We start from the raw sequence: 18,386 nt of genomic DNA on the forward strand, positions 1-18,386 counted from the left end.
TCTGTATAAGCTTTGTCAAACCTGGCCGTATTGCTGCCCGTGGCGCAACCAGCGCTCCAGCAGCGGACCGGCATGACTCGGCCAGCGCGCCAGCAATTCCTGGGCGGCATCCCGGACCGCCGGCAGCCAGTGGGCGTCGCGCATCAGGTCGGCCACCTTGAACTGCAGCAGACCGGTCTGGCGGGTCCCCAGCATCTCGCCCGGGCCGCGCAATTCCAGGTCCTTCTCGGCGATAATGAAGCCGTCGTTGGTCTCGCGCATGATAGCCAGCCGCTCGCGACCGATCTGCGACAGCGGCGGATGGAACAGCAGCACGCAATAGCTCACGGCGCTACCCCGTCCGACGCGCCCGCGCAACTGGTGCAGCTGGGCCAGACCCAGGCGTTCGGGATTCTCGATGATCATCAGACTGGCATTGGGCACATCCACCCCGACCTCGATCACCGTGGTGGCCACCAGCAGTTGCAGATTGCCGGCCTTGAACTCGGCCATTACCGCGGCCTTTTCCGCCGGCTTCATGCGCCCGTGGATCAGCCCGACGTGCAATTCGGCCAGGGCCAGCTGCAATTCTTCGTAGGTGGTCTCGGCCGCCTGGCAGGTGAGTTCCTCGGATTCCTCGATCAGGGTGCAGACCCAGTAGGCCTGGCGCCCTTCGTGACAGGCGGCGCGGACCCGCTCCACCACCTCCTCGCGACGGCTGTCGGTGACGCTCACGGTATTGACCGGCGTTCGTCCCGGCGGCAGTTCGTCCAGCACCGAGGTGTCCAGGTCGGCATAGGCGCTCATGGCCAGGGTGCGCGGGATGGGGGTGGCGGTCATGATCAGCTGGTGCGGCGCCAGGCGGCCGTCGACGCCCTTCTGGCGCAGGGCCAGGCGCTGCTGCACGCCGAAGCGGTGCTGTTCGTCGATCACCACCAGGGCCAGGCGGGCGAAGCGTACCTCGTCCTGGAACAGCGCATGGGTGCCCACCACCATGGGCGCCCCGGCGGCGATGCGCTCCAGGGAGCTGGCACGGGCCTTGCCCTTGAGCTTGCCGGCCAGCCAGGCCACCTCGATGTCCAGAGCGGCGAACCAGCGCTGGAAGTTGAGGAAGTGCTGCTCGGCGAGGATCTCGGTGGGCGCCATCAGCGCCACCTGGTAGCCGGCCTCTATAGCCTGCAGGGCGGCCAGTGCGGCGACCACCGTCTTGCCCGCGCCCACGTCGCCCTGCACCAGCCGCAGCATGGGCTCGGGCTGAGCCAGGTCATGGGCGATCTCGCGGCCGACGCGCTGCTGGGCACCGGTGGGGGTGAAGCCGAGGTTGTCCAGATACAGCTGCGGCAGCCGGCGAGCGGCCGGCAGGGGCACCGCGCGCTGGGCGCGCAGGGTTTCGCGCAGGCGCTGCAGGGACAGCTGGTGGGTCAGCAATTCTTCGAAGACCAACCGTTCCTGGGCCCAGTGGCGACCCTCGGCCAACTCTTCCAGGTCCGCATCCGGCGGCGGTCGGTGCAGATAGCGCAGGGCATCGGCCAGCGGTCCCAGGCGATAGTGCTCGGCCATCTCCGGCGGCAGCCAGTCGGGCAGGGATTCGGGCCCGAGCCGCTCCAGCGTCTGGGCGCTGAGCTGGCGCAGGCGCAGCTGGGTGAGGCCTTCGGTGGTCGGGTAGATGGGCGTCAGCGTCTGCTCGACCGGCGCCGGGGCGTTCTCGTCCTGGGCGCGGTATTCGGGGTGGTAGATCTCCAGGCCCGAGGCGCCGGGGCGCACCTCGCCATAGCAGCGCAGCAGGGTGCCGCGCTTGAGGCCGTCCTTTTGCGCCTGGCTGAAGTGGAAGAATCTCAGCGACAGGGTGCCGCTGCCGTCCTGCAAGCGCACCAGCAGGCTGCGCCGACGGCCCATGAGCACCTCGGCGGAGGCGACCATGCCCTCCACCACGGCGTCCTGGCCGGGCCGCAGGGCGCCGATGGGCACGATGCGGGTGCGGTCCTGGTAGCGCAGCGGCAGGTGGAAGAGCACGTCCTGCAGGGTTTCCAGGCCGACCCGCGCGAGTTTCTCCTGCAGAGCGGCGCCGACCCCCTTGAGGGCGGTGACCGGCGTCGCGGCCAGTTCACTCATGCTGGCTGCACGACGCCCTTGGCTTCAGGCCGTGCCACCGAGCACAGGCGGACCGAGTCGGCCAGCACCTCGATGGCCTTGGGCCGCGGAAAGCTGGCGCGCCAGGCGATGGCCACGGTGCGGTAGGGCACCGGCCGCTCGAAGGGCCGTACCTCGATGATCCCCGGCGCATAGTGATGACTCTCCACCGCCGAGAACGGCAACACCGAGACACCCAGGCCCGAGGCCACCATGTGGCGAATGGTTTCCAGCGAAGACGACTCCACCGTGGAATTCTTGTTTTCCTCGTGCTTGCGCACGGTCGGACAGGCTTCCAGGACCTGGTCGCGGAAGCAGTGGCCTTCGCCCAGCAGCAGCAGGCTCTTGTCGCTCAGCTGGTTCTGCGGAATGGTCTTGAGCTTGGTCCAGGGGTGCCGCGCCGGCATCATCACGTAGAAGGGCTCGTCGTACAGCGGCAGGGTCAGGACGTCCGGCTCGTTGAACGGCAGGGCGAGAATGACGGCATCCAGCTCACCGGTGCGCAGCTTGTCGCGCAGCAGGTGGGTGAAGTTTTCCTCGATGTACAGCGGCATCTCCGGCGCCACGCGGTTGAGCTGCGGGATGAGGTGCGGAAAGAGATAGGGCCCGATGGTATAGATGGCGCCGATCTTCAGCGGCGCGGTGAGCTGGTTCTTGCCGGCCTGGGCCAGTTCGCGGATACCCTGGGCCTGCTCCAGCACCTTCTGCGCCTGGGCGACGATGCCCTCGCCGGTGGGGGTGAGACGCACGGCACTCTTGCTGCGCTCGAAGATCAGAATGCCCAGCTCGTCCTCGAGCTTCTTGACGCCCACCGACAGCGTCGGCTGGCTGACGTGGCAACGCTCGGCAGCTCGGCCAAAGTGCTGTTCCTGGGCGAGCGTGACGATATAGCGCAGTTCAGTCAGGGTCATAGTCAAATTCCATGGGGTGCCGGCCAATCTTAGCGGCTGTCTCTATCAACGGCCAAGCGCGACGGGCAGCTGCCTGTTCTCCCGGGTTGGACCACAGCCGGGCGCAGGCTACCCTGGCCGTCTGTCCAGGCCTTTGCAGAAGGAAACACCGATGAGCACCATCCTGATCGCCGGTTGCGGCGATGTCGGCAGCCGTCTTGGTCTGCAACTGGTCGCCCAGGGCCATCGCGTCTTCGGCCTCAGACGCAACGTCGCCGCCCTCCCCGCCGAGTTGCTGCCGGTCGCGGGCGATCTGGCCTCCCCCACGCCACCGGCCGCCTGGCCGCGGGAGCCCCTTGACCAGGTGGTCTATGCCACCGCCGCGACCCACCATGACGAAGCCGGCTATCGCGCCGCCTATGTCGATGGCCTGCGCCACCTGCTGGGTTGGCTGGCCGCCTGCGACCAGCATCCGCAACGCCTGCTGTTCGTCTCCAGCAGCGGCGTCTATGCCCAGGGCGATGGCGCCTGGGTCGACGAGACCGCCCCCGCCGAACCCGAGCGCTTTTCCGGGCGCATCCTGCGCGAGGCGGAGGATTTGGCGCTGGGCAGCGGCCTGCCCGCCAGCGTGGTCCGCCTGACCGGCATTTATGGCCCGGGCCGCGAGGCGCTGCTGCGCCAGGTGCGCGAGGGCTCCCGGGTGACCCGCGAACCGCCGTTGTATGGCAATCGCATCCACGTCGAGGACGCCGCCGGCCTGCTGGCGCTGCTGCTGCAGCGGGATCGCGAAGGCGTCGCCCTGGACGCTCTCTATCTGGGCGTGGACGACGATCCGGCGCCGCTGGACGAGGTGGTGGACTGGCTGCGGGCGCGCCTGGGCATCACCTTCTGGTCCGACGAAGCCCAGCTGCGCCGCGCCGGCAGCAAGAGGTGCAGCAACGCCCGCGCCCGGGCGCTGGGCTGGACGCCCCGCTACCCCAGCTATCGCGAAGGCTACGCGGCCATTCTCGACCGCTGAAACGACGGAGCCCGGCACAAGGCCGGGCTCCGTTCTCAGCTAGCTAGCCACTCAATCACGCAGGGCTTCACCGCGGGTGGCCTGAGGACGCTCCTCGACCTTGGCGGTGCTCTTCAGGTGCGGCAGGGCTGCCCAGTAGGCGGCGCCCTTCTCGGCGTCGTAGAGGCCCTCCCACTTGGCGATGACCAGCGCAGCCAGGGCGTTGCCGATCACGTTCAGGGCGGTGCGCGCCATGTCCATGATTCGATCCACCCCGGCGATGAAGGCCAGGCCTTCCAGCGGGATGCCAACGCTGCCCAAGGTGGCCAGGAGCACCACGAAGGAGACGCCCGGTACGCCGGCGATGCCCTTGGAGGTGACCATCAGGGTCAGCACCAGCAGCAGTTGCTGGCTCAGCGACAGGTCGATGCCATAGAGCTGGGCGATGAACAGCGCCGCGATGCTCTGGTAGAGGGTGGAGCCGTCGAGGTTGAAGGAGTAGCCGGTGGGCACCACGAAGCTGGTGATGGCCTTGGGCGCGCCATAGGCCTCCATCTTCTCGATGATGCGCGGCAGCACGGTTTCCGAACTGGCGGTGGAATAGGCCAGGATCAGCTCGTCCTTGAGGATGCGGATGATGCGGAAGATCGAGAAGCCGAACAGCTTGGCCACCAGACCCAGCACGCCGAGGGCGAAGAAGCCGATGGCGACGTAGACCAGCACCACCAGCTTGGCCAGCGGCAGCAGGGAGGCGAAGCCGAAGTTGGCCACGGTCACCGCGATCAGTGCGAAGACGCCGATGGGGGCGTAGTTCATGATCATGTGGGTGACCTTGAACATGGCCTCGGAAATGCCTTGGAAGACGCGCACCACCGGCTCGCGGGTGGCTTCCGGCAGGGCGCCCAGGCCCAGGCCGAACATCACCGCGAAGAAGATGATCGGCAGCATCTCGCCACGGGCGACGGCGGCGAAGACGTTGGACGGGATCAGGTTGAGGATGGTCGCGATGAAGGCGTGGTCATGCTGCACTTCCGCGGTGGTCTTCTGGTACTGAGAGATGTCGGTGGTGCCCAGGGTGCTCATGTCGATGCCGGCACCGGGTTGCACGCTGTCGGCGAAGAACAGGCCGACGACGATGGCCAGGGTGGTGACGATCTCGAAGTAGAGGATGGTCTTGAGGCCGATGCGACCGAGCTTCTTGGAGTCGCCGACGCCGGCGATGCCGACCACCAGGGTGGCGATGACGATGGGCACCACGATCATCTTGATCAGCCGGATGAAGATGTCGCCGGCCGGCTTGAGGACGTTCGAGATCCACCAGGCCTTCTCGGCGCTGAAGTGATTGAGCAGTGCGCCGACGGCGATCCCCAGCACGAGGCCGATAAGGATCTGCCACGCGAGGCTGAGTTTGGGCTTGGTCATGTACCGACACCTTTGTTCTATTTGGATGGAGTTCGGGACGAACGTCACCGTGCCGGGTCGTGATGCGCAAAGCGCATGCAACGCCAACGTGGAGGGTGCGTTCAGGCTGCGGAAACGGTGCTCGAAAAGGACGAGGAGCACCAAGGCGTCACACTTTTGCCAGAGGGTAACGGGGTATGTCTAATGCCGCTGTCGCCTGCCCTATGCCGATCCGGCATGAGGTGTCCCGAAAGGGCCGCGCAGCATACAGGCACTGGCGCCTTGCACGCCAGGCATACAGAGGCGCCGCTCATCGCGGCGCCCCAGGCACGTCAGCCGTTGAAGGTGGCGGGATCGGGACCGAGGCGCTTGTCCTGATTCAGCCCGGCGATCTGCCGCAGGTCCTCGTCGTCCAGGGTGAAGTCGAAGATCTGCATGTTCTCTTCGATGCGCTTGGGCGTCTTGGATTTGGGGAAGATGATATTGCCGAGCTGGATATGCCAGCGCAGCACCACCTGGGCCGGTGTCTTGCCGTGCTTGGCGGCCAGTTGCTGCAGCACCGGGCTGCCGAGCAGCTCGCCACCCTGGGCCAGCGGACTCCAGGCCTCGGTGGCGATGCCCTTGTAGGTGTTGAAGTCGCGCAACTCCTGCTGCTGCAGCAGCGGATGGCACTCGATCTGGTTGACCACCGGCACCACGCCGGTCTCGGTCAGCAGGGTCTCGATATCGGCCTGACGGAAGTTGGATACGCCGATGGACTTCACCCGACCCTGGTTGCGCAATTCGATCAGCGCCTTCCAGCTGTCGAGGAACAGGCCCTTTTCCGGCAGTGGCCAGTGGATCAGGTAGAGGTCGACATGCTCCAGGCCCAGCTTGGCCAGGCTGGTGTCGAAGGCGCGCAGGGCGCTGTCGTAGCCCTGGTCGGCATTCCACAGCTTGGTGGTGACGAACAGCTCGTCACGCGGCAGACCGGCCTGGGCGATGGCCTTGCCGACACCCTCTTCGTTGCCGTAGATGGCGGCGGTATCTATGTGTCGGTAGCCCAGGTCGAGGGCCGTCTTGACCACCTGGGCGGTCTCTTCGGCCGCGGTCTGCCAGACCCCCAGACCGAATTGCGGAATGTGGTGACCGTCGTTGAGCTGAAGACGGGTGATCGCGGACATGCGTCGCTCCTCTGGAATGAGTGGGATACCAGAGGTGTGACTGGTGGCGGTGGCCTTTTGCTCCCGATCAGTCGAGGCGCATGGCTTCGGGCACGCTGTAACTTTCCACCCAGCCCAGCACGGTACGGCCATCCTGCTGCAGCTCGATGCGCTTCCAGCGCTGGAAGGAGCGGGTCTCGATCACCCGCACCTGCGTATCGCCGTCCAGCCGTACCAGGGTGTTGCGCACGCGTTCACGGCTGCGGTCATAGACGAAGGGCCACTTGAGGACATCGACCGGGCCGCGCAGCATCCAGCCCTGCCCTTCTTCGGCAAAGCGAAAGGACACACCGCCCTCGGCACGGGCCAGGTTGCTGCCCAGCAGCAGCACGGACGCCACGAGCAGTGAGGGGAGGATACGGCGAAGGGTCGAAAGGACATGCGGGGTCATACTGGCCTCGTCTGTAGCACCAAAAAAAACAGCGCCCGAATCGGACGCTGCGAGGGTAGACCCTTTGGTGTGGCAAACGACTGCAGGCTTTGCCCGAGAATGCCAAATGGCCAGCATTCCCGGACAAAACCCTCGGCGCGATGGTCAGGCCGCGCTGAACAGCTTGTGCGGATCGATGACGAATTTCTTCGGTACGCCCGCATCGAACTCGCTGTAGCCGCGCGGGGCCTCGTCCAGGGTGATCACCTGCACGCCGACGATGTCGGCGATCTTGATGCGATCCCACATGATGGCCTGCATCAGCTGGCGGTTGTACTTCATCACCGGGGTCTGGCCGGTGTGGAAGCTGTGGGACTTGGCCCAGCCCAGACCGAAGCGGATGCTCAGGGCACCCTGCTTGGCGGCGGCGTCGACCGCGCCCGGATCGTCGGTGACGTACAGACCGGGGATGCCGATCTTGCCGGCCACCCGCACGATGCCCATCAGCGAGTTCAGCACCGTGGCCGGAGCCTCGCTCTTGGCGCCTTCGTGACCATGGCCACGGGCTTCGAAGCCGACGGCATCCACGGCGCAATCCACTTCCGGCGTGCCCAGCAGCGCGGCGATCTGCTCGTGCAGCGGAGTATCCAGGGACAGGTCGGCGATCTCGAAGCCCTGGGCCTTGGCGTGAGCCAGGCGCACCGGATTGACGTCGCCGACGATGACGACGGCGGCGCCCAGCAGGCGGGCCGAGGCGGCAGCGGCCAGGCCCACGGGGCCGGCACCGGCCACATAGACACTGGTGCCCGGGCCGACGCCGGCGGTGACGGCGCCGTGGTAGCCGGTGGGCAGGATGTCGGACAGGCAGGTCAGGTCACGGATCTTTTCCATGGCCGCATCGCGATTCGGCAGCTTGAGCAGGTTGAAGTCGGCATAGGGGACCAGCACGTATTCGGCCTGGCCGCCGACCCAGCCGCCCATGTCGACGTAGCCATAGGCACCGCCGGCGCGCGAGGGATTGACGGTCAGGCAGACGCCGGTGTCCTGCTCCTTGCAGGTACGGCAGCGACCGCAGGCGACGTTGAAGGGCACCGAAACCAGATCGCCGACCTTGAGGGTCTCGACGTCACGGCCCGCTTCGATGACCTCACCGGTGATCTCGTGGCCGAGCACCAGGCCTTCGGGCGCGGTGGTCCGGCCACGCACCATGTGCTGGTCGGAACCACAGATATTGGTGGAGACCACGCGCAGGATGACGCCGTGGTCGATACGCTTGCCCTGCGGGGTTTCCATCTTCGGGTAGGGGATGGTCTGCACCTCGACCTTGCCCGCGCCCAGATAGACGACGCCACGATTACCGGACATGTTGCACCTCGCTGTTGTTGTTGGACTGGCTCTAGCGGTTCGAGCCTAGTCCTCGCGAAGCACGGCGTCTGTGGGGATGGCGTTTTTGGCCATGCCGAGGTCGCCCTGGCGGGTCGGCCTGGCGAACCCGTTCACGCCGCCGGTGCGGGCGGCGTGAACGGTCGGGGTCAGGCGGGCGCCAGGGCGGCGGCGCGGCGCTCGCGGCTGAGCAGGTAGCAGCCGATACCCACGCCCAGCAGGGCCAGCCCCATGACGTACCAGGCCGGGCCCAGCGGATGCTCCTTGAGCATCAGGGTGACGACCATGGGCGTCAGGCCGCCGAAGATGGCGTAGGCAACGTTGTAGGAGAACGACAGCCCCGAGAAGCGCACCTTGGGCGGAAAGGCCAGCACCATCACCCGCGGCACGCCGCCGATGACGCCGACCGCCGCACCGGCAAAGGCGTAGAGCGGGAACAGCCATTCCGGATGGACCTTCAGACCGGCATAGAGCGACCAGCTGGCCAGCGCCAGGATCAGGCCGCCGACGATGAACACCGGACCGCTGCCGAAGCGATCGGACAGGGCGCCGGAAACGATGCAGCCTAGGGTCAGGAAAACGATGGCCAGACTGTTGGCCTTGAGCGCCATGGCGGCGGAGAAGCCGTACTGGGTCTGCAGCAGGGTCGGGGTCATGAGGATGACCACCACGATGCCGGCGGTGAGCATCCAGGTCAGCAGCATGGACAGGATCACGCTGCTGCGATGGTCGCGCAGCACCGCCTTGAGCGGCACTTCCTCGGCCAGCGACTTGTGGATCGCCAGTTCGGCGAACACCGGCGTCTCGTGCAGCCAGCGGCGCAGGTAGACCGAGAACAGGCCGAAGACACCGCCGATGATGAAGGGGAAGCGCCAGGCGTAGTCGGTCACCTCCAGCGGAGTGAAGACGGTATTGATCAGGGTCGCCATCAGCGAGCCGAGCAGGATGCCGAAGGTGAGGCCGGCGGTCAGGGTGCCGCAGGCATAGCCGACGTGCTTGCCGGGGACGTGTTCGGAGACGAACACCCAGGCACCGGGCACCTCGCCGCCGATGGCCGCGCCCTGGATGATGCGCAGCACCAGCAGCAGGATCGGCGCGGCCACGCCGATCTGGGCGTAGGTGGGCATCAGGCCCATGCCCAGGGTCGGCAGCGCCATCATGAAGATGCTCAGGGTGAACATCTTCTTGCGCCCGAGCAGGTCACCGAAGTGGGCCATGATGATGCCGCCCAGCGGGCGTGCCAGGTAACCCGCGGCGAAGATGCCGAAGGTCTGCATCTGCCGCAGCCAGTCGGGCATGTCGGCGGGAAAGAACAGCTTCCCCACCACGGCGGCGAAGAAGACGAAGATGACGAAGTCGTAGAACTCCAGCGCACCGCCCAGGGCGGACAGCGAGAGGGTCTTATAGTCGTTGCGGCCCAGAGGGCGCGACGTGAGTGGCGCGGAGGCAGATTGCAGTTTCATCGAGGATCCCGGACAAGAGAGGAGCGCAAAGGAAATTCGGCCTCTGGCATCCCTCCGGGTGTAGCGGACAAGACGCGGCCCCGAGTGACCGTCCGCCTGGGCGGCTGGCAGGGATCGGGCGGGTCGCCGGATGGGCGCCGGACCTGCACCGCGCCGCCTGCGCTCTTGTGGAGCACGGCAGCAGCAGGTCTACCGATCATTACCTGATCATCGGACGTGCACGACCCTCTGGATTGCCTGGCCGTGCACGGTCTCCACGATAGCAAATCTGCAAGGAATTTCCGCTATTCATTCAGTGCCCATTCAGGGCTCATCTGCCGAGCTATGACTGTTCCATGCTGGTGCAAAAGCGGTCGAGCCGCCCTGCCCCAGGCGTTATACTGTAGCCCCCTAACGATCTCCCCAGAGAGATTGGCAGCATTCTTGCGTGCAGATGCTGAACGTTACCTACCTATCCGGGCTCCCGAGGGCCCTGTCATGATCGAAGAGCTCGAACAAGAAGATCCCATCCCCCAGGGCGACCTGGCCATGCAGATCACCGCTCTGCCCCGCGAGACCAACGGCTTCGGCGACATCTACGGCGGCTGGCTGGTGGCCCAGATGGACCTGGCCGGCAGCGCCATGGCCAGTCGCCTGGCGGCTGGCCGCGTGGCCACGGTGGCCATCGACCGCATGGCCTTCATGACGCCGGTGCCCGTGGGCGCACAGCTCTCCTTCTATACCAACACCCTGGAGGTGGGCCGTAGCTCCATCCAGATCCTCATCGAGGTCTGGAGCGATGATCCCCTGTCCAGCGAATGGAGCAAGGTGACCGAGGCGGTGTTCGTCTTTGTCGCCATTGATGGCAGCGGTCGCACCCGGCCGTTGCCCGCGCGGCGCTAGCCCGACCGCTAGGGCTCCTGAGCCAGCGGCGCCTCTCGGACCTTGGTCGGCCGTCCGTGGCGAATGCCTTCGACCTGCGCCAGCGCCTGCCGGACTTCGGCGGCGGTGGCCAGCAACCGATAATCGAGGGTGAAGTCACGTGTGCCGCCGGCTTCGATCCGCGGCACCAGCCCCAGCGCCCGCTGCTGGCTGCGGTTGTAGGAAAAGCTGGTGCCCGGTTCCAGGCCGGTGACATAGCCCTGGGCCTTGGCATCGGTGTTCTTCCACAGGGTGAAGACCGGCAGCTCCCGCACATTGAAGGCCAGCGCCACGCCCTGGTGGGCGCTGTGATCGTGCAGTACCGCCAGGCTGCGCCCCTGATCGTCGCCCCAGGGGTAGAGGTTGTAGACCGTCTCGCCATAGCCCGGCATAGGCGCGCGATAGGCCTGCCATTCCCCCAGCTCCTGGCGTGCCCGCGCATCGAAGGGTGACACCTCCCGCACCGGAGCGGCGAACCGGGAGCCCTCGCCGAGCAGCGGCGGACCGAAGTTGCTGTGATAGAGCACCTGGTACTCGGCGGTATGTGCCCCCTGGTTGGTCAGGCGGTCGTGCAGGGTGAAGCCGGTGGCCCCGGCCTGGGTCACCAGTTCGGTGTCGATGCGGAAGTTGGCCTGCTTGAAGGCCTCTTCGTGCAGCACGCCCCTGAGGCTGATGCGGTGTGGTGGCTGTTCGTCGATGGTCAGCACCACCTGGCTGGCCGGCAGGTAGCTGGCCCGGCCATGCAGGGTCAGCAGCTGCCCCCTGTCCATGCCCGGATGGCCGACCCACTCGAAGCCGGCGCGCGCCACCAGTTCGTTGAAGCCTTCCAGCCAGCCCAGGCCATTGCGGCTTTCCAGGTTGACGAAGGCCGGATTGACCACCTCGCGTACCGGGGAATCCCAGCCCAGTCGCAGGGTGCCGGCCTGGGCGCGCAGGACGTTCATGCCGCGGGTCGCCACCACGGTGAGTTGCATAGCGCCGGTATCGATCTCGATCAGCACCGAGCCCTCCTGGCGCCCGCCACTCAGGCGGTGCACGCCGACGGTAAAGGCCAGGCCATCGCGCAGACCCAGGCGATCGCTGCTGATGCTCCAGTTCTGCACCGGCTTATCGGAAGCGATGAGGGTGTATTCCCAGGCCGAAGCGCTGGCACTGGCAAGGAACAGGAGACAGCCAGACAACAGACAACAGACAACAGACAACAGACAACAGACAACAGACAACAGACAAGCACGGATCATGGAGTCCCCTTGGCAGCGCGATCGCCTTGAGTCTAGACCAGCCTGGGCCAGGCTGCAGACCCTGTTCCAGACACGTTCAGCGGCGCGAGACTTATTATTCCCGTATAGGTTTGTTCAAGGAAATCAAAGTAATGGGTAAAGACAACCTTTACCATTCAAACGATCGTTCGGTACTTGCCAGGGCAGCGATTTTTGCCGAGGATCGACTCGTCTCTACCACGGAGTGGACTCCATGAAACCTTCAGCCCTGTTCTTGTTGCTTGCCCTGGCGGGCGTTGCCCCAGCTTATGCGGGCAATACCGAAGCCGGACTCGGCGGCGCCGTAGGTGGTGTGCTCGGTACTCTGGTCGGCCAGCAGGTCGGCGGTAGCACCGGTGCGGCCATCGGTGCCGGCGTGGGAGGTGCAGCAGGTGGTGTACTGGGCGCGGACCGTCGCAATCGTACCGAGGCCGCCCTTGGCGGTGGCCTTGGCGCCGCTGGCGGTAACGTGATCGGCAATCGTGTCGGTGGCAGCACCGGCGGCCTGGTTGGCGCCGCCCTGGGTGGCGGTGCTGGCAGCGCCCTGGGCAACAACCTAGGCGACAGCGGCCGGGACGACCGCCGCTATCGCGACCATCCCGGCAGGGGCTGGAAGCATGCCAAGCACCGACATAGAGGTTGGGACCGCTAACTAAAACGCCCGGCATTGCCGGGCGTTTTCTTGTGCGCTCGAACCTACTGACCGAGATCGCGCAAGCGCTTGCCCTGCATCAGATTGCGCTCGATGCGCTCTAGGGTGACACCCTTGGTTTCCGGTACCAGCAGGAACACCAGGAAGATGAACACCACGTTCAGTCCGGCATAGATCCAGAAGGTAGTGCCCTGCCCCAAGGTGCCCAGCATGGTCAGGAAGGTGGCGCCGACGATCATGTTGGCGATCCAGTTGGTGAAGGTGGAGCAGCCGATACCGAAGTCGCGACCCTTGAGCGGCTGGACTTCCGAGCACAGGGTCCAGATCAGCGGACCGGCCGACATGGCGAAGCCGACGATGAAGATCAGCAGCATGATCACGGTAAAGGTCTGCTGACCATGGCTCAGGTTGCCCATGCCGAGCATGGTGCCGACCACGCCCAGACCCACGGCCATGACCACAAAGCCAGTGTAGAGGATGGGTTTGCGGCCCCACTTGTCGACCAGGAAGATGGCGATGAAGGTGGCCAGCACGTTGGTCAGACCTACCGCGGCGGTAAACCACATCTGGGCGGCGGTGTCGTAGCCCATGCCTTCGAAGATGCGCGGCGCGTAGTACATCACCACGTTCATGCCGGTGAACTGCTGCACCACCTGCAGGAGCACGCCCAGGCCCACCGAGCGGCGGAAGTTGGGATTCTCCTTGAACAGCGACCAGCCCTTTTGCGGGACCTTGAGCTGCTCTTCGATCTCGGCGACCTCTTGCTGGATGACCTTTTCGTCACCGCGCAGCCGGTGCAGGACCTTGATCGCTTCCTCGCGGCGACCCGCCATGATCAGCCAGCGCGGGCTGTCGGGCAGGGCGAAGACGCCGATCAGGAACAGCACCCCGGGGATGGCGATGATGCCGAGCATCCAGCGCCAGGCTTCGTAGTAGCTGAAGGCAGTGTTGGAGAGGAAAGCAATCAGGATGCCGGCGGTGATCATCAGCTGGTACAGCGAGATCATTGAGCCGCGGATGTTTTCCGGAGCGACCTCGGCCAGGTACAGCGGCGCGGTGAAGGACGCGATGCCGATGGCCAGGCCGAGTAGGAAGCGGGCGAAGATCAGCATGGTCGGCGAAGTGGCCAGGCCACAGAGGATCGAGCCGATCACGAACAGCACGGCGCCCAGCATCAGCGACTTCTTGCGACCCAGCTTGGCCGACAGCGAGCCGGCACCGAGGGCGCCCAGGGCAGCACCGGCCATCATGCTGGACACGATCCATTCGATCACCTGATCGGAGATCTGGAATTCCTGCTGGATGAATTTGGTGGCGCCGGAAATGACGCCGATGTCGAGACCGAACATCAGACCAGCCAGGGCGGCCATCAGGCAGGCGAAGATCGCCTTAGGCTGGGCCTTTTCGGTGACGTGACCATCGGCGTTGGTAGTGGTGTTGCTCATGACTGAGGCTCCTCGCTCGCCTTGTGGGCGATCTTGTTGTCGCGGGTCGTTCCGTATCCGCTTGTTACAGACCTGTCTAACGACCCTTGGTTCGGCCGGTGAGACGCCCTTACCAGAGCCGCGCGGGCTGGGCGTTCACATAGGTGGCATAGAGCGAACCGCCGCCGGTGATGAACAGACGATTGCCCTTGAGGCCGCCGAATTCGACGTTGGAGACGGTTTCCGGCAGGTGCAGGGTGGCCAGCGGCTGACCGCTCGGATTGAAGACCCGCACGCTGTTCTGCTCGGCCGAACCGGCCCAACTGCACCAGAGATTGCCGTCGCTGTCGACGCGGAAACCGTCGATCACGCCCTGCTCCTTGGCGTCGATCAGCACCTCGCCACCACTCAGAGTGCCGTCATCCTTCAGCGTGAAGGCGCGCAGGTGGTTGGGCTTGCCGGGATTGCCGCCGCCAGCGGTGTCGCTGATATAGAGCCGCTTGCCATCAGGCGCGAAGGCCAGGCCGTTGGGGCGGCCGAAATCCCCCGCCGCCACCGTGGCCTTGCCCTGGGGATCGATGCGATAGACGTTGGTGGGCAGCTCGAATTCGGCCTTGTGGCCCTCGTAGGCGCCGAGGATGCCGTAGCCCGGATCGGTGAACCAGATGGCGCCATCGGCGCCGACCACCACGTCGTTGGGCGCGTTCAGTGGTTTGCCGTCGAAGCGGTCGAGCAGCACCGTGACGCTGCCGTTCAACTCGCGGCGGGTGACGCGGCGGCTGTCGTGCTCGCAGCTGATCAGCCGGCCCTCGCGATCACGGGTGTGGCCGTTGGCGTTGTGGGACTGGTCGTCATAGACGCTGACGTGACCGTCGTCGGCGCTCCAGCGCATCACCCGGGCATTGGGGATGTCGCTGAACAGCAGGCAGCGCCAGTCAGCCATCCACACCGGCCCTTCGGTCCAGAGGCCACCGGACCAGAGGCGCTCGACGAAGGCATTGCCCAGGCGGCCCTTGAAGGCCTGGTCGTGGATCTCCCAGGCGGGATCGGGCATGACGATGGGCGGCTTGCCTTCCCAGTTGCGGGTGAGACCAAACTTGTCGTCGGCCAGGGCGCGACTGGCGACCAGACCGGCCGAGGCGGCCAGGGACACGCCAAGAAAGGTGCGGCGAGCGAGAGGCATGAGGAGACTCCTTTGTTGTCGTTATGGGTCCGGCAAGGCCGGTGGCAGAGCGCCTCCGCATCCAGGACGGGAGGCGCCTCCTGCGAGCGCTTCTTTAGTCGCCCTTATTCGGGCAGACGTTCCACCTTGCCTACCACCAGGCCATAGCAGAGGGCACCGATCAGCGCGGTCACGCCGATGAAGGCGATGGCCGGGGCGAAACTGCCGTCCTTGACCAAGAAGCCGATGACGATGGGCACGCAGATGGCCGAGAGGTTGCCGATGAAGTTGAACATCCCGCCGGTGAGGCCGATCAGTCGCTCCGGCGCCATGGCCGAAACCATCGACCAAGTGATGGAGGCCAGGCCGTTACCAAAGAAGGCCAGCGCCAGACAGGCGATGATCAGGGCGGGCGAGTCGACGAAGTTGGCGCCGACGATGCTGGTGGAGATCAGCAGGCCGCCAATGATCGGCAGTTTGCGCGCCAGACCCACGGAGGTGCCGCGGCGGACCAACCAGTCCGACAGCAGGCCCGAGCAGATCACGCCGAGGAAGGCAGCCAGAAACGGCAGCGAGGCGAGAAAGCCGGCCTTGATGAAGTCCATACCGCGGTATTTCACCAGGTAGGTGGGGAACCAGGTCAGGAAGAACCAGAGGGTAGAGTTGAGGCAGAACTGCCCGATGTAGATGCCCCAGAGCTTGCGTTTGTTGAGCACGCTCCAGAGGTCACGCCACTGGAAGGCGGCGCGGCTGCGATTCTTCTGCTCCAGATCGACCAAGCCACCGCCCTCCTGGATCAGCGCGACCTCGGCGGCATTGGCGCCACGGAAGTCCTTGGGCTCGCGATAGATCAGATACCAGACAGCCGCCCAGAGGATGCCGACGCCACCGGTGACGACAAAGACCATGTGCCAGCCAAAGGTCTGCTGCAGGTAGATCAGCACCGGGGTGAGAAAGGCCAGGCCGACGAACTGGCCGGAGGTGTAGAAGCCGATGGCGGTGGCCCGCTCGCGCTCGGGAAACCAAGTGGTGACCACCCGGTTGTTGATTGGATAGGCCGGTGCCTCCAGGGCGCCCACGGCGAGACGCAGGATGATCAGGCCGATGAAGCTGCCGACAAAACCTAGGCCGATGGTGGCCAGCGACCAGAGCGCAATGGCCACCGGGTAGAGGATGCGCGGGGCGACCTTGTCCACCAGCCAGCCGCCGGGGATCTGCATGGCGGCGTAGGTCCAGCCGAAGGCCGAGAGGATCAGCCCCATGTGCACCGGCTCGATGCCCAGGTCCTGGGCCAGGTGCGGGGCGGCGATGGAGAGGTTGCTGCGGTCGAGATAGTTGATCACCACGGTGACGAACAGCAGCGTCATGATGAAGAAGCGCGCCCGACTGGGCTTGGCCAGGGTCGGTGCGGACGTAGCCGCCGCCGGGGAGGCCTGGGTAGGGGTTGGCATGGCTCGGGTCCTGTAATTGACGTTGTGGCGAGCGTTGTTGCTGTCTGGGGTTCAGGGCGCCGCGGCGGCCCTCACCCTGGCCCTCTCCCAAGGGGAGAGGGGATGGTCAGTGCGGAGATCGAGTCCCGCGCTCCTGCTCTTGCCCCCTCTCCCCTCGGGAGAGGGTTGGGGTGAGGGGCCAGCGGTGTGTCTGGCCATTAACAGTGGCGTTGCTTTTCCCTCACCCTGGCCCTCTCCCAGAGGGAGAGGGGATGCGAGCGGCGGGGCCGTAGCTCCTGCTCTTGCCCCCTCTCCCTTGGGGAGAGGGCTGGGGTGAGGGAGCAGCGGCGCCAATCTTCGAAAGCAACGCGTCGCGAGCGCAGGCGGAGCAAGGCGAAAGCCGGTGAGCAAGCGGAGTGCACATCGAGTGCATGAGCATTTCGAACCGGCTTTCAACGCCGCTCCGGCAAGCGCAGCAGCGTTGAATCGAAGATTTACCACTCGGCGAAACTGCCGTCCTTGTGCCGCCAGATCGGATTGCGCCAGCGATGGCCGATGGCGGCCTGTTCCTTGACGAACTCCTCGTTGACCTCGACGCCCAGCCCAGGTCCCTGGGGGATCTTCACGTGGCCATCGGCGTAGTTGAACACCTCGGGATTCTTGATGTAGTCCAGCAGGTCGTTGCCCTGGTTGTAGTGGATGCCCAGGCTCTGCTCCTGGATGAAGGCGTTGTAGCAGTTGGCGTCCAGCTGCAGATTGACCGCCAGGGCGATGGGGCCGAGCGGACAATGCAGGGCGATGGCCACGTCATAGGCCTCGGCCATGTTGGCGATCTTGCGCGTCTCGGTGATGCCGCCGGCATGGGACGGATCGGGCTGCAGGATGTCGACGTAGCCTTCCTGGAGGATGCGCTTGAAGTCCCAGCGCGAATACAGTCGCTCGCCCAGGGCGATGGGCGTGTTGCTCATCAGGGCGATCTCCTTGAGCGCCTCGTGATGCTCGCTGAGCACCGGCTCCTCGATGAACATCAGGCGGAACTGCTCCAGCTCCTTCACCAGCACCTTGGCCATGGGCTTGTGCACCCGGCCATGGAAGTCCACGCCGATGCCGAAGTGCGGTCCGCAGGCGTCGCGGATGGCGGCGACGTTGGCGATCACCTGGTCGACCTTGTCGTAGGTGTCGACGAACTGCATCTCTTCGCTGGCGTTCATCTTGATGGCGGTGAACCCCTTGGCCTGGCGCTCCAGGGCCTGGGCCGCGGTCTCCGCCGGGCGGTCGCCACCGATCCAGGAATAGACGCGGATGCTGTCGCGCACCTGGCCGCCGAGCAATTCGTGCACCGGGACGCCCAGGGCCTTGCCCTTGATGTCCCACAAAGCCTGGTCGATGCCGGCCAGGGCGCTCATGTGGATGCCGCCGCCGCGATAGAAGCCGCCGCGATAGAGCACCGTCCAGTGGTCTTCGATGTTGCGCGGGTCCTTGCCGATCAGGTAGTCGGCCAGTTCCTCGACCGCCGCCGCCACGCTGTGGGCGCGGCCTTCCAGCACGGGTTCGCCCCAGCCGTGGATGCCCTCGTCGGTCTCGATCTTGAGAAAGCACCAGCGCGGCGGGACGACATAGGTGGTGAGTTTGGTGATCTTCATGGTGTGGGAATCTCGACAGTAATTATTGGAATCGAGGGATTGAGCAGCTCGCGGTCATGGCGGTTCGCCGCTGCGAACGCTCCTACAGGCTCTTGTAGGAG

Annotated in this window: 15 protein-coding genes; 3 read left to right on the forward strand and 12 right to left on the reverse strand. The window is 65.6% G+C overall.

Translation table 11 applies throughout. From position 1 onward, the window contains the following. Positions 1-15: 15 nt before the first annotated feature. Both recG and AABM56_RS21910 read right to left on the reverse strand, forming a co-directional pair. Positions 16-2,091, reverse strand: coding sequence for an ATP-dependent DNA helicase RecG (gene recG / locus AABM56_RS21905; protein WP_263258648.1), 2,076 nt, complete (start codon positions 2,089-2,091; stop codon positions 16-18). Next, the gene (locus AABM56_RS21910; RefSeq protein ID WP_133860021.1) at positions 2,088-3,020 is read right to left on the reverse strand and encodes a hydrogen peroxide-inducible genes activator; all 933 of its coding nucleotides are present in this window, start codon (positions 3,018-3,020) and stop codon (positions 2,088-2,090) included. Before AABM56_RS21910 ends, recG begins: the two co-directional genes overlap by 4 nt. Positions 3,021-3,171: 151 nt before the next feature. Here AABM56_RS21910 and AABM56_RS21915 point away from each other — a divergent pair, with 151 nt between their 5' ends. Further along, positions 3,172-4,017, forward strand: a complete 846-nt coding sequence (locus AABM56_RS21915; protein WP_133860022.1) for an NAD-dependent epimerase/dehydratase family protein — start codon at positions 3,172-3,174, stop codon at positions 4,015-4,017. A gap of 51 nt (positions 4,018-4,068) precedes the next feature. Here AABM56_RS21915 and gltP read toward each other — a convergent pair whose 3' ends face one another. From gltP to AABM56_RS21940, 5 genes are all read right to left on the reverse strand, one after another. Beyond that, positions 4,069-5,418, reverse strand: coding sequence for a glutamate/aspartate:proton symporter GltP (gene gltP, locus AABM56_RS21920; RefSeq protein ID WP_133860023.1), 1,350 nt, complete (start codon positions 5,416-5,418; stop codon positions 4,069-4,071). 311 nt (positions 5,419-5,729) lie between these two features. Then, positions 5,730-6,560: an aldo/keto reductase gene (locus AABM56_RS21925; protein ID WP_347883706.1), complete on the reverse strand. Its 831-nt coding sequence runs from the start codon at positions 6,558-6,560 to the stop codon at positions 5,730-5,732. A 67-nt stretch (positions 6,561-6,627) separates the two neighbouring features. Further along, the gene (locus AABM56_RS21930; protein ID WP_133860025.1) at positions 6,628-6,990 is read right to left on the reverse strand and encodes a hypothetical protein; all 363 of its coding nucleotides are present in this window, start codon (positions 6,988-6,990) and stop codon (positions 6,628-6,630) included. 144 nt (positions 6,991-7,134) lie between these two features. Beyond that, entirely contained in the window at positions 7,135-8,334 is a 1,200-nt protein-coding gene (gene fdhA, locus AABM56_RS21935) for a formaldehyde dehydrogenase, glutathione-independent (protein ID WP_133860026.1), read from the reverse strand. 167 nt (positions 8,335-8,501) lie between these two features. Then, entirely contained in the window at positions 8,502-9,815 is a 1,314-nt protein-coding gene (locus tag AABM56_RS21940; protein ID WP_133860027.1) for an MFS transporter, read from the reverse strand. Positions 9,816-10,295: 480 nt separating this feature from the next. Here AABM56_RS21940 and AABM56_RS21945 point away from each other — a divergent pair, with 480 nt between their 5' ends. Then, on the forward strand, positions 10,296-10,697 hold the full coding sequence (locus AABM56_RS21945; protein WP_026083995.1) for an acyl-CoA thioesterase: 402 nt from the start codon (positions 10,296-10,298) through the stop codon (positions 10,695-10,697). Between the two features lie 8 nt (positions 10,698-10,705). Here the strand turns inward: AABM56_RS21945 and AABM56_RS21950 are convergent, their stop codons facing one another. After that, on the reverse strand, positions 10,706-11,818 hold the full coding sequence (locus AABM56_RS21950; RefSeq protein ID WP_347884135.1) for an aldose 1-epimerase family protein: 1,113 nt from the start codon (positions 11,816-11,818) through the stop codon (positions 10,706-10,708). A 370-nt stretch (positions 11,819-12,188) separates the two neighbouring features. On the opposite strand from AABM56_RS21950, the gene AABM56_RS21955 reads away from it, so the two are divergent. After that, positions 12,189-12,626, forward strand: a complete 438-nt coding sequence (locus tag AABM56_RS21955) for a hypothetical protein (protein ID WP_133860028.1) — start codon at positions 12,189-12,191, stop codon at positions 12,624-12,626. 44 nt (positions 12,627-12,670) lie between these two features. Here the strand turns inward: AABM56_RS21955 and AABM56_RS21960 are convergent, their stop codons facing one another. From AABM56_RS21960 to dgoD, 4 genes are all read right to left on the reverse strand, one after another. Beyond that, positions 12,671-14,071 carry a sugar porter family MFS transporter gene (locus AABM56_RS21960; RefSeq protein ID WP_133860029.1) on the reverse strand — a complete coding sequence of 467 codons (1,401 nt, stop codon included), beginning with the start codon at positions 14,069-14,071 and terminating at the stop codon, positions 12,671-12,673. Positions 14,072-14,180: 109 nt separating this feature from the next. Continuing rightward, positions 14,181-15,233, reverse strand: a complete 1,053-nt coding sequence (locus AABM56_RS21965; RefSeq protein WP_133860030.1) for an SMP-30/gluconolactonase/LRE family protein — start codon at positions 15,231-15,233, stop codon at positions 14,181-14,183. A gap of 104 nt (positions 15,234-15,337) precedes the next feature. Next, positions 15,338-16,663, reverse strand: a complete 1,326-nt coding sequence (locus AABM56_RS21970) for an MFS transporter (RefSeq protein WP_133860031.1) — start codon at positions 16,661-16,663, stop codon at positions 15,338-15,340. 473 nt (positions 16,664-17,136) lie between these two features. After that, on the reverse strand, positions 17,137-18,285 hold the full coding sequence (gene dgoD, locus AABM56_RS21975; RefSeq protein WP_133860032.1) for a galactonate dehydratase: 1,149 nt from the start codon (positions 18,283-18,285) through the stop codon (positions 17,137-17,139). Positions 18,286-18,386: the final 101 nt, after the last annotated feature.

Origin of the sequence: Pseudomonas aestiva (assembly GCF_039908605.1) — a bacterium.
Classification (GTDB): Bacteria; Pseudomonadota; Gammaproteobacteria; order Pseudomonadales; family Pseudomonadaceae; genus Chryseomonas; species Chryseomonas aestiva.

What these genes read in the sequence shown, in the direction of transcription:
- recG (WP_263258648.1), bottom strand. Translation starts at nt 2,091, where the DNA reads ATGAGTGAACTGGCCGCGACGCCGGTCACCGCCCTCAAGGGGGTCGGC.
- AABM56_RS21910 (WP_133860021.1), bottom strand. Translation starts at nt 3,020, where the DNA reads ATGACCCTGACTGAACTGCGCTATATCGTCACGCTCGCCCAGGAACAG.
- AABM56_RS21915 (WP_133860022.1), top strand. Translation starts at nt 3,172, where the DNA reads ATGAGCACCATCCTGATCGCCGGTTGCGGCGATGTCGGCAGCCGTCTT.
- gltP (WP_133860023.1), bottom strand. Translation starts at nt 5,418, where the DNA reads ATGACCAAGCCCAAACTCAGCCTCGCGTGGCAGATCCTTATCGGCCTC.
- AABM56_RS21925 (WP_347883706.1), bottom strand. Translation starts at nt 6,560, where the DNA reads ATGTCCGCGATCACCCGTCTTCAGCTCAACGACGGTCACCACATTCCG.
- AABM56_RS21930 (WP_133860025.1), bottom strand. Translation starts at nt 6,990, where the DNA reads ATGACCCCGCATGTCCTTTCGACCCTTCGCCGTATCCTCCCCTCACTG.
- fdhA (WP_133860026.1), bottom strand. Translation starts at nt 8,334, where the DNA reads ATGTCCGGTAATCGTGGCGTCGTCTATCTGGGCGCGGGCAAGGTCGAG.
- AABM56_RS21940 (WP_133860027.1), bottom strand. Translation starts at nt 9,815, where the DNA reads ATGAAACTGCAATCTGCCTCCGCGCCACTCACGTCGCGCCCTCTGGGC.
- AABM56_RS21955 (WP_133860028.1), top strand. Translation starts at nt 12,189, where the DNA reads ATGAAACCTTCAGCCCTGTTCTTGTTGCTTGCCCTGGCGGGCGTTGCC.
- AABM56_RS21960 (WP_133860029.1), bottom strand. Translation starts at nt 14,071, where the DNA reads ATGAGCAACACCACTACCAACGCCGATGGTCACGTCACCGAAAAGGCC.
- AABM56_RS21965 (WP_133860030.1), bottom strand. Translation starts at nt 15,233, where the DNA reads ATGCCTCTCGCTCGCCGCACCTTTCTTGGCGTGTCCCTGGCCGCCTCG.
- AABM56_RS21970 (WP_133860031.1), bottom strand. Translation starts at nt 16,663, where the DNA reads ATGCCAACCCCTACCCAGGCCTCCCCGGCGGCGGCTACGTCCGCACCG.
- dgoD (WP_133860032.1), bottom strand. Translation starts at nt 18,285, where the DNA reads ATGAAGATCACCAAACTCACCACCTATGTCGTCCCGCCGCGCTGGTGC.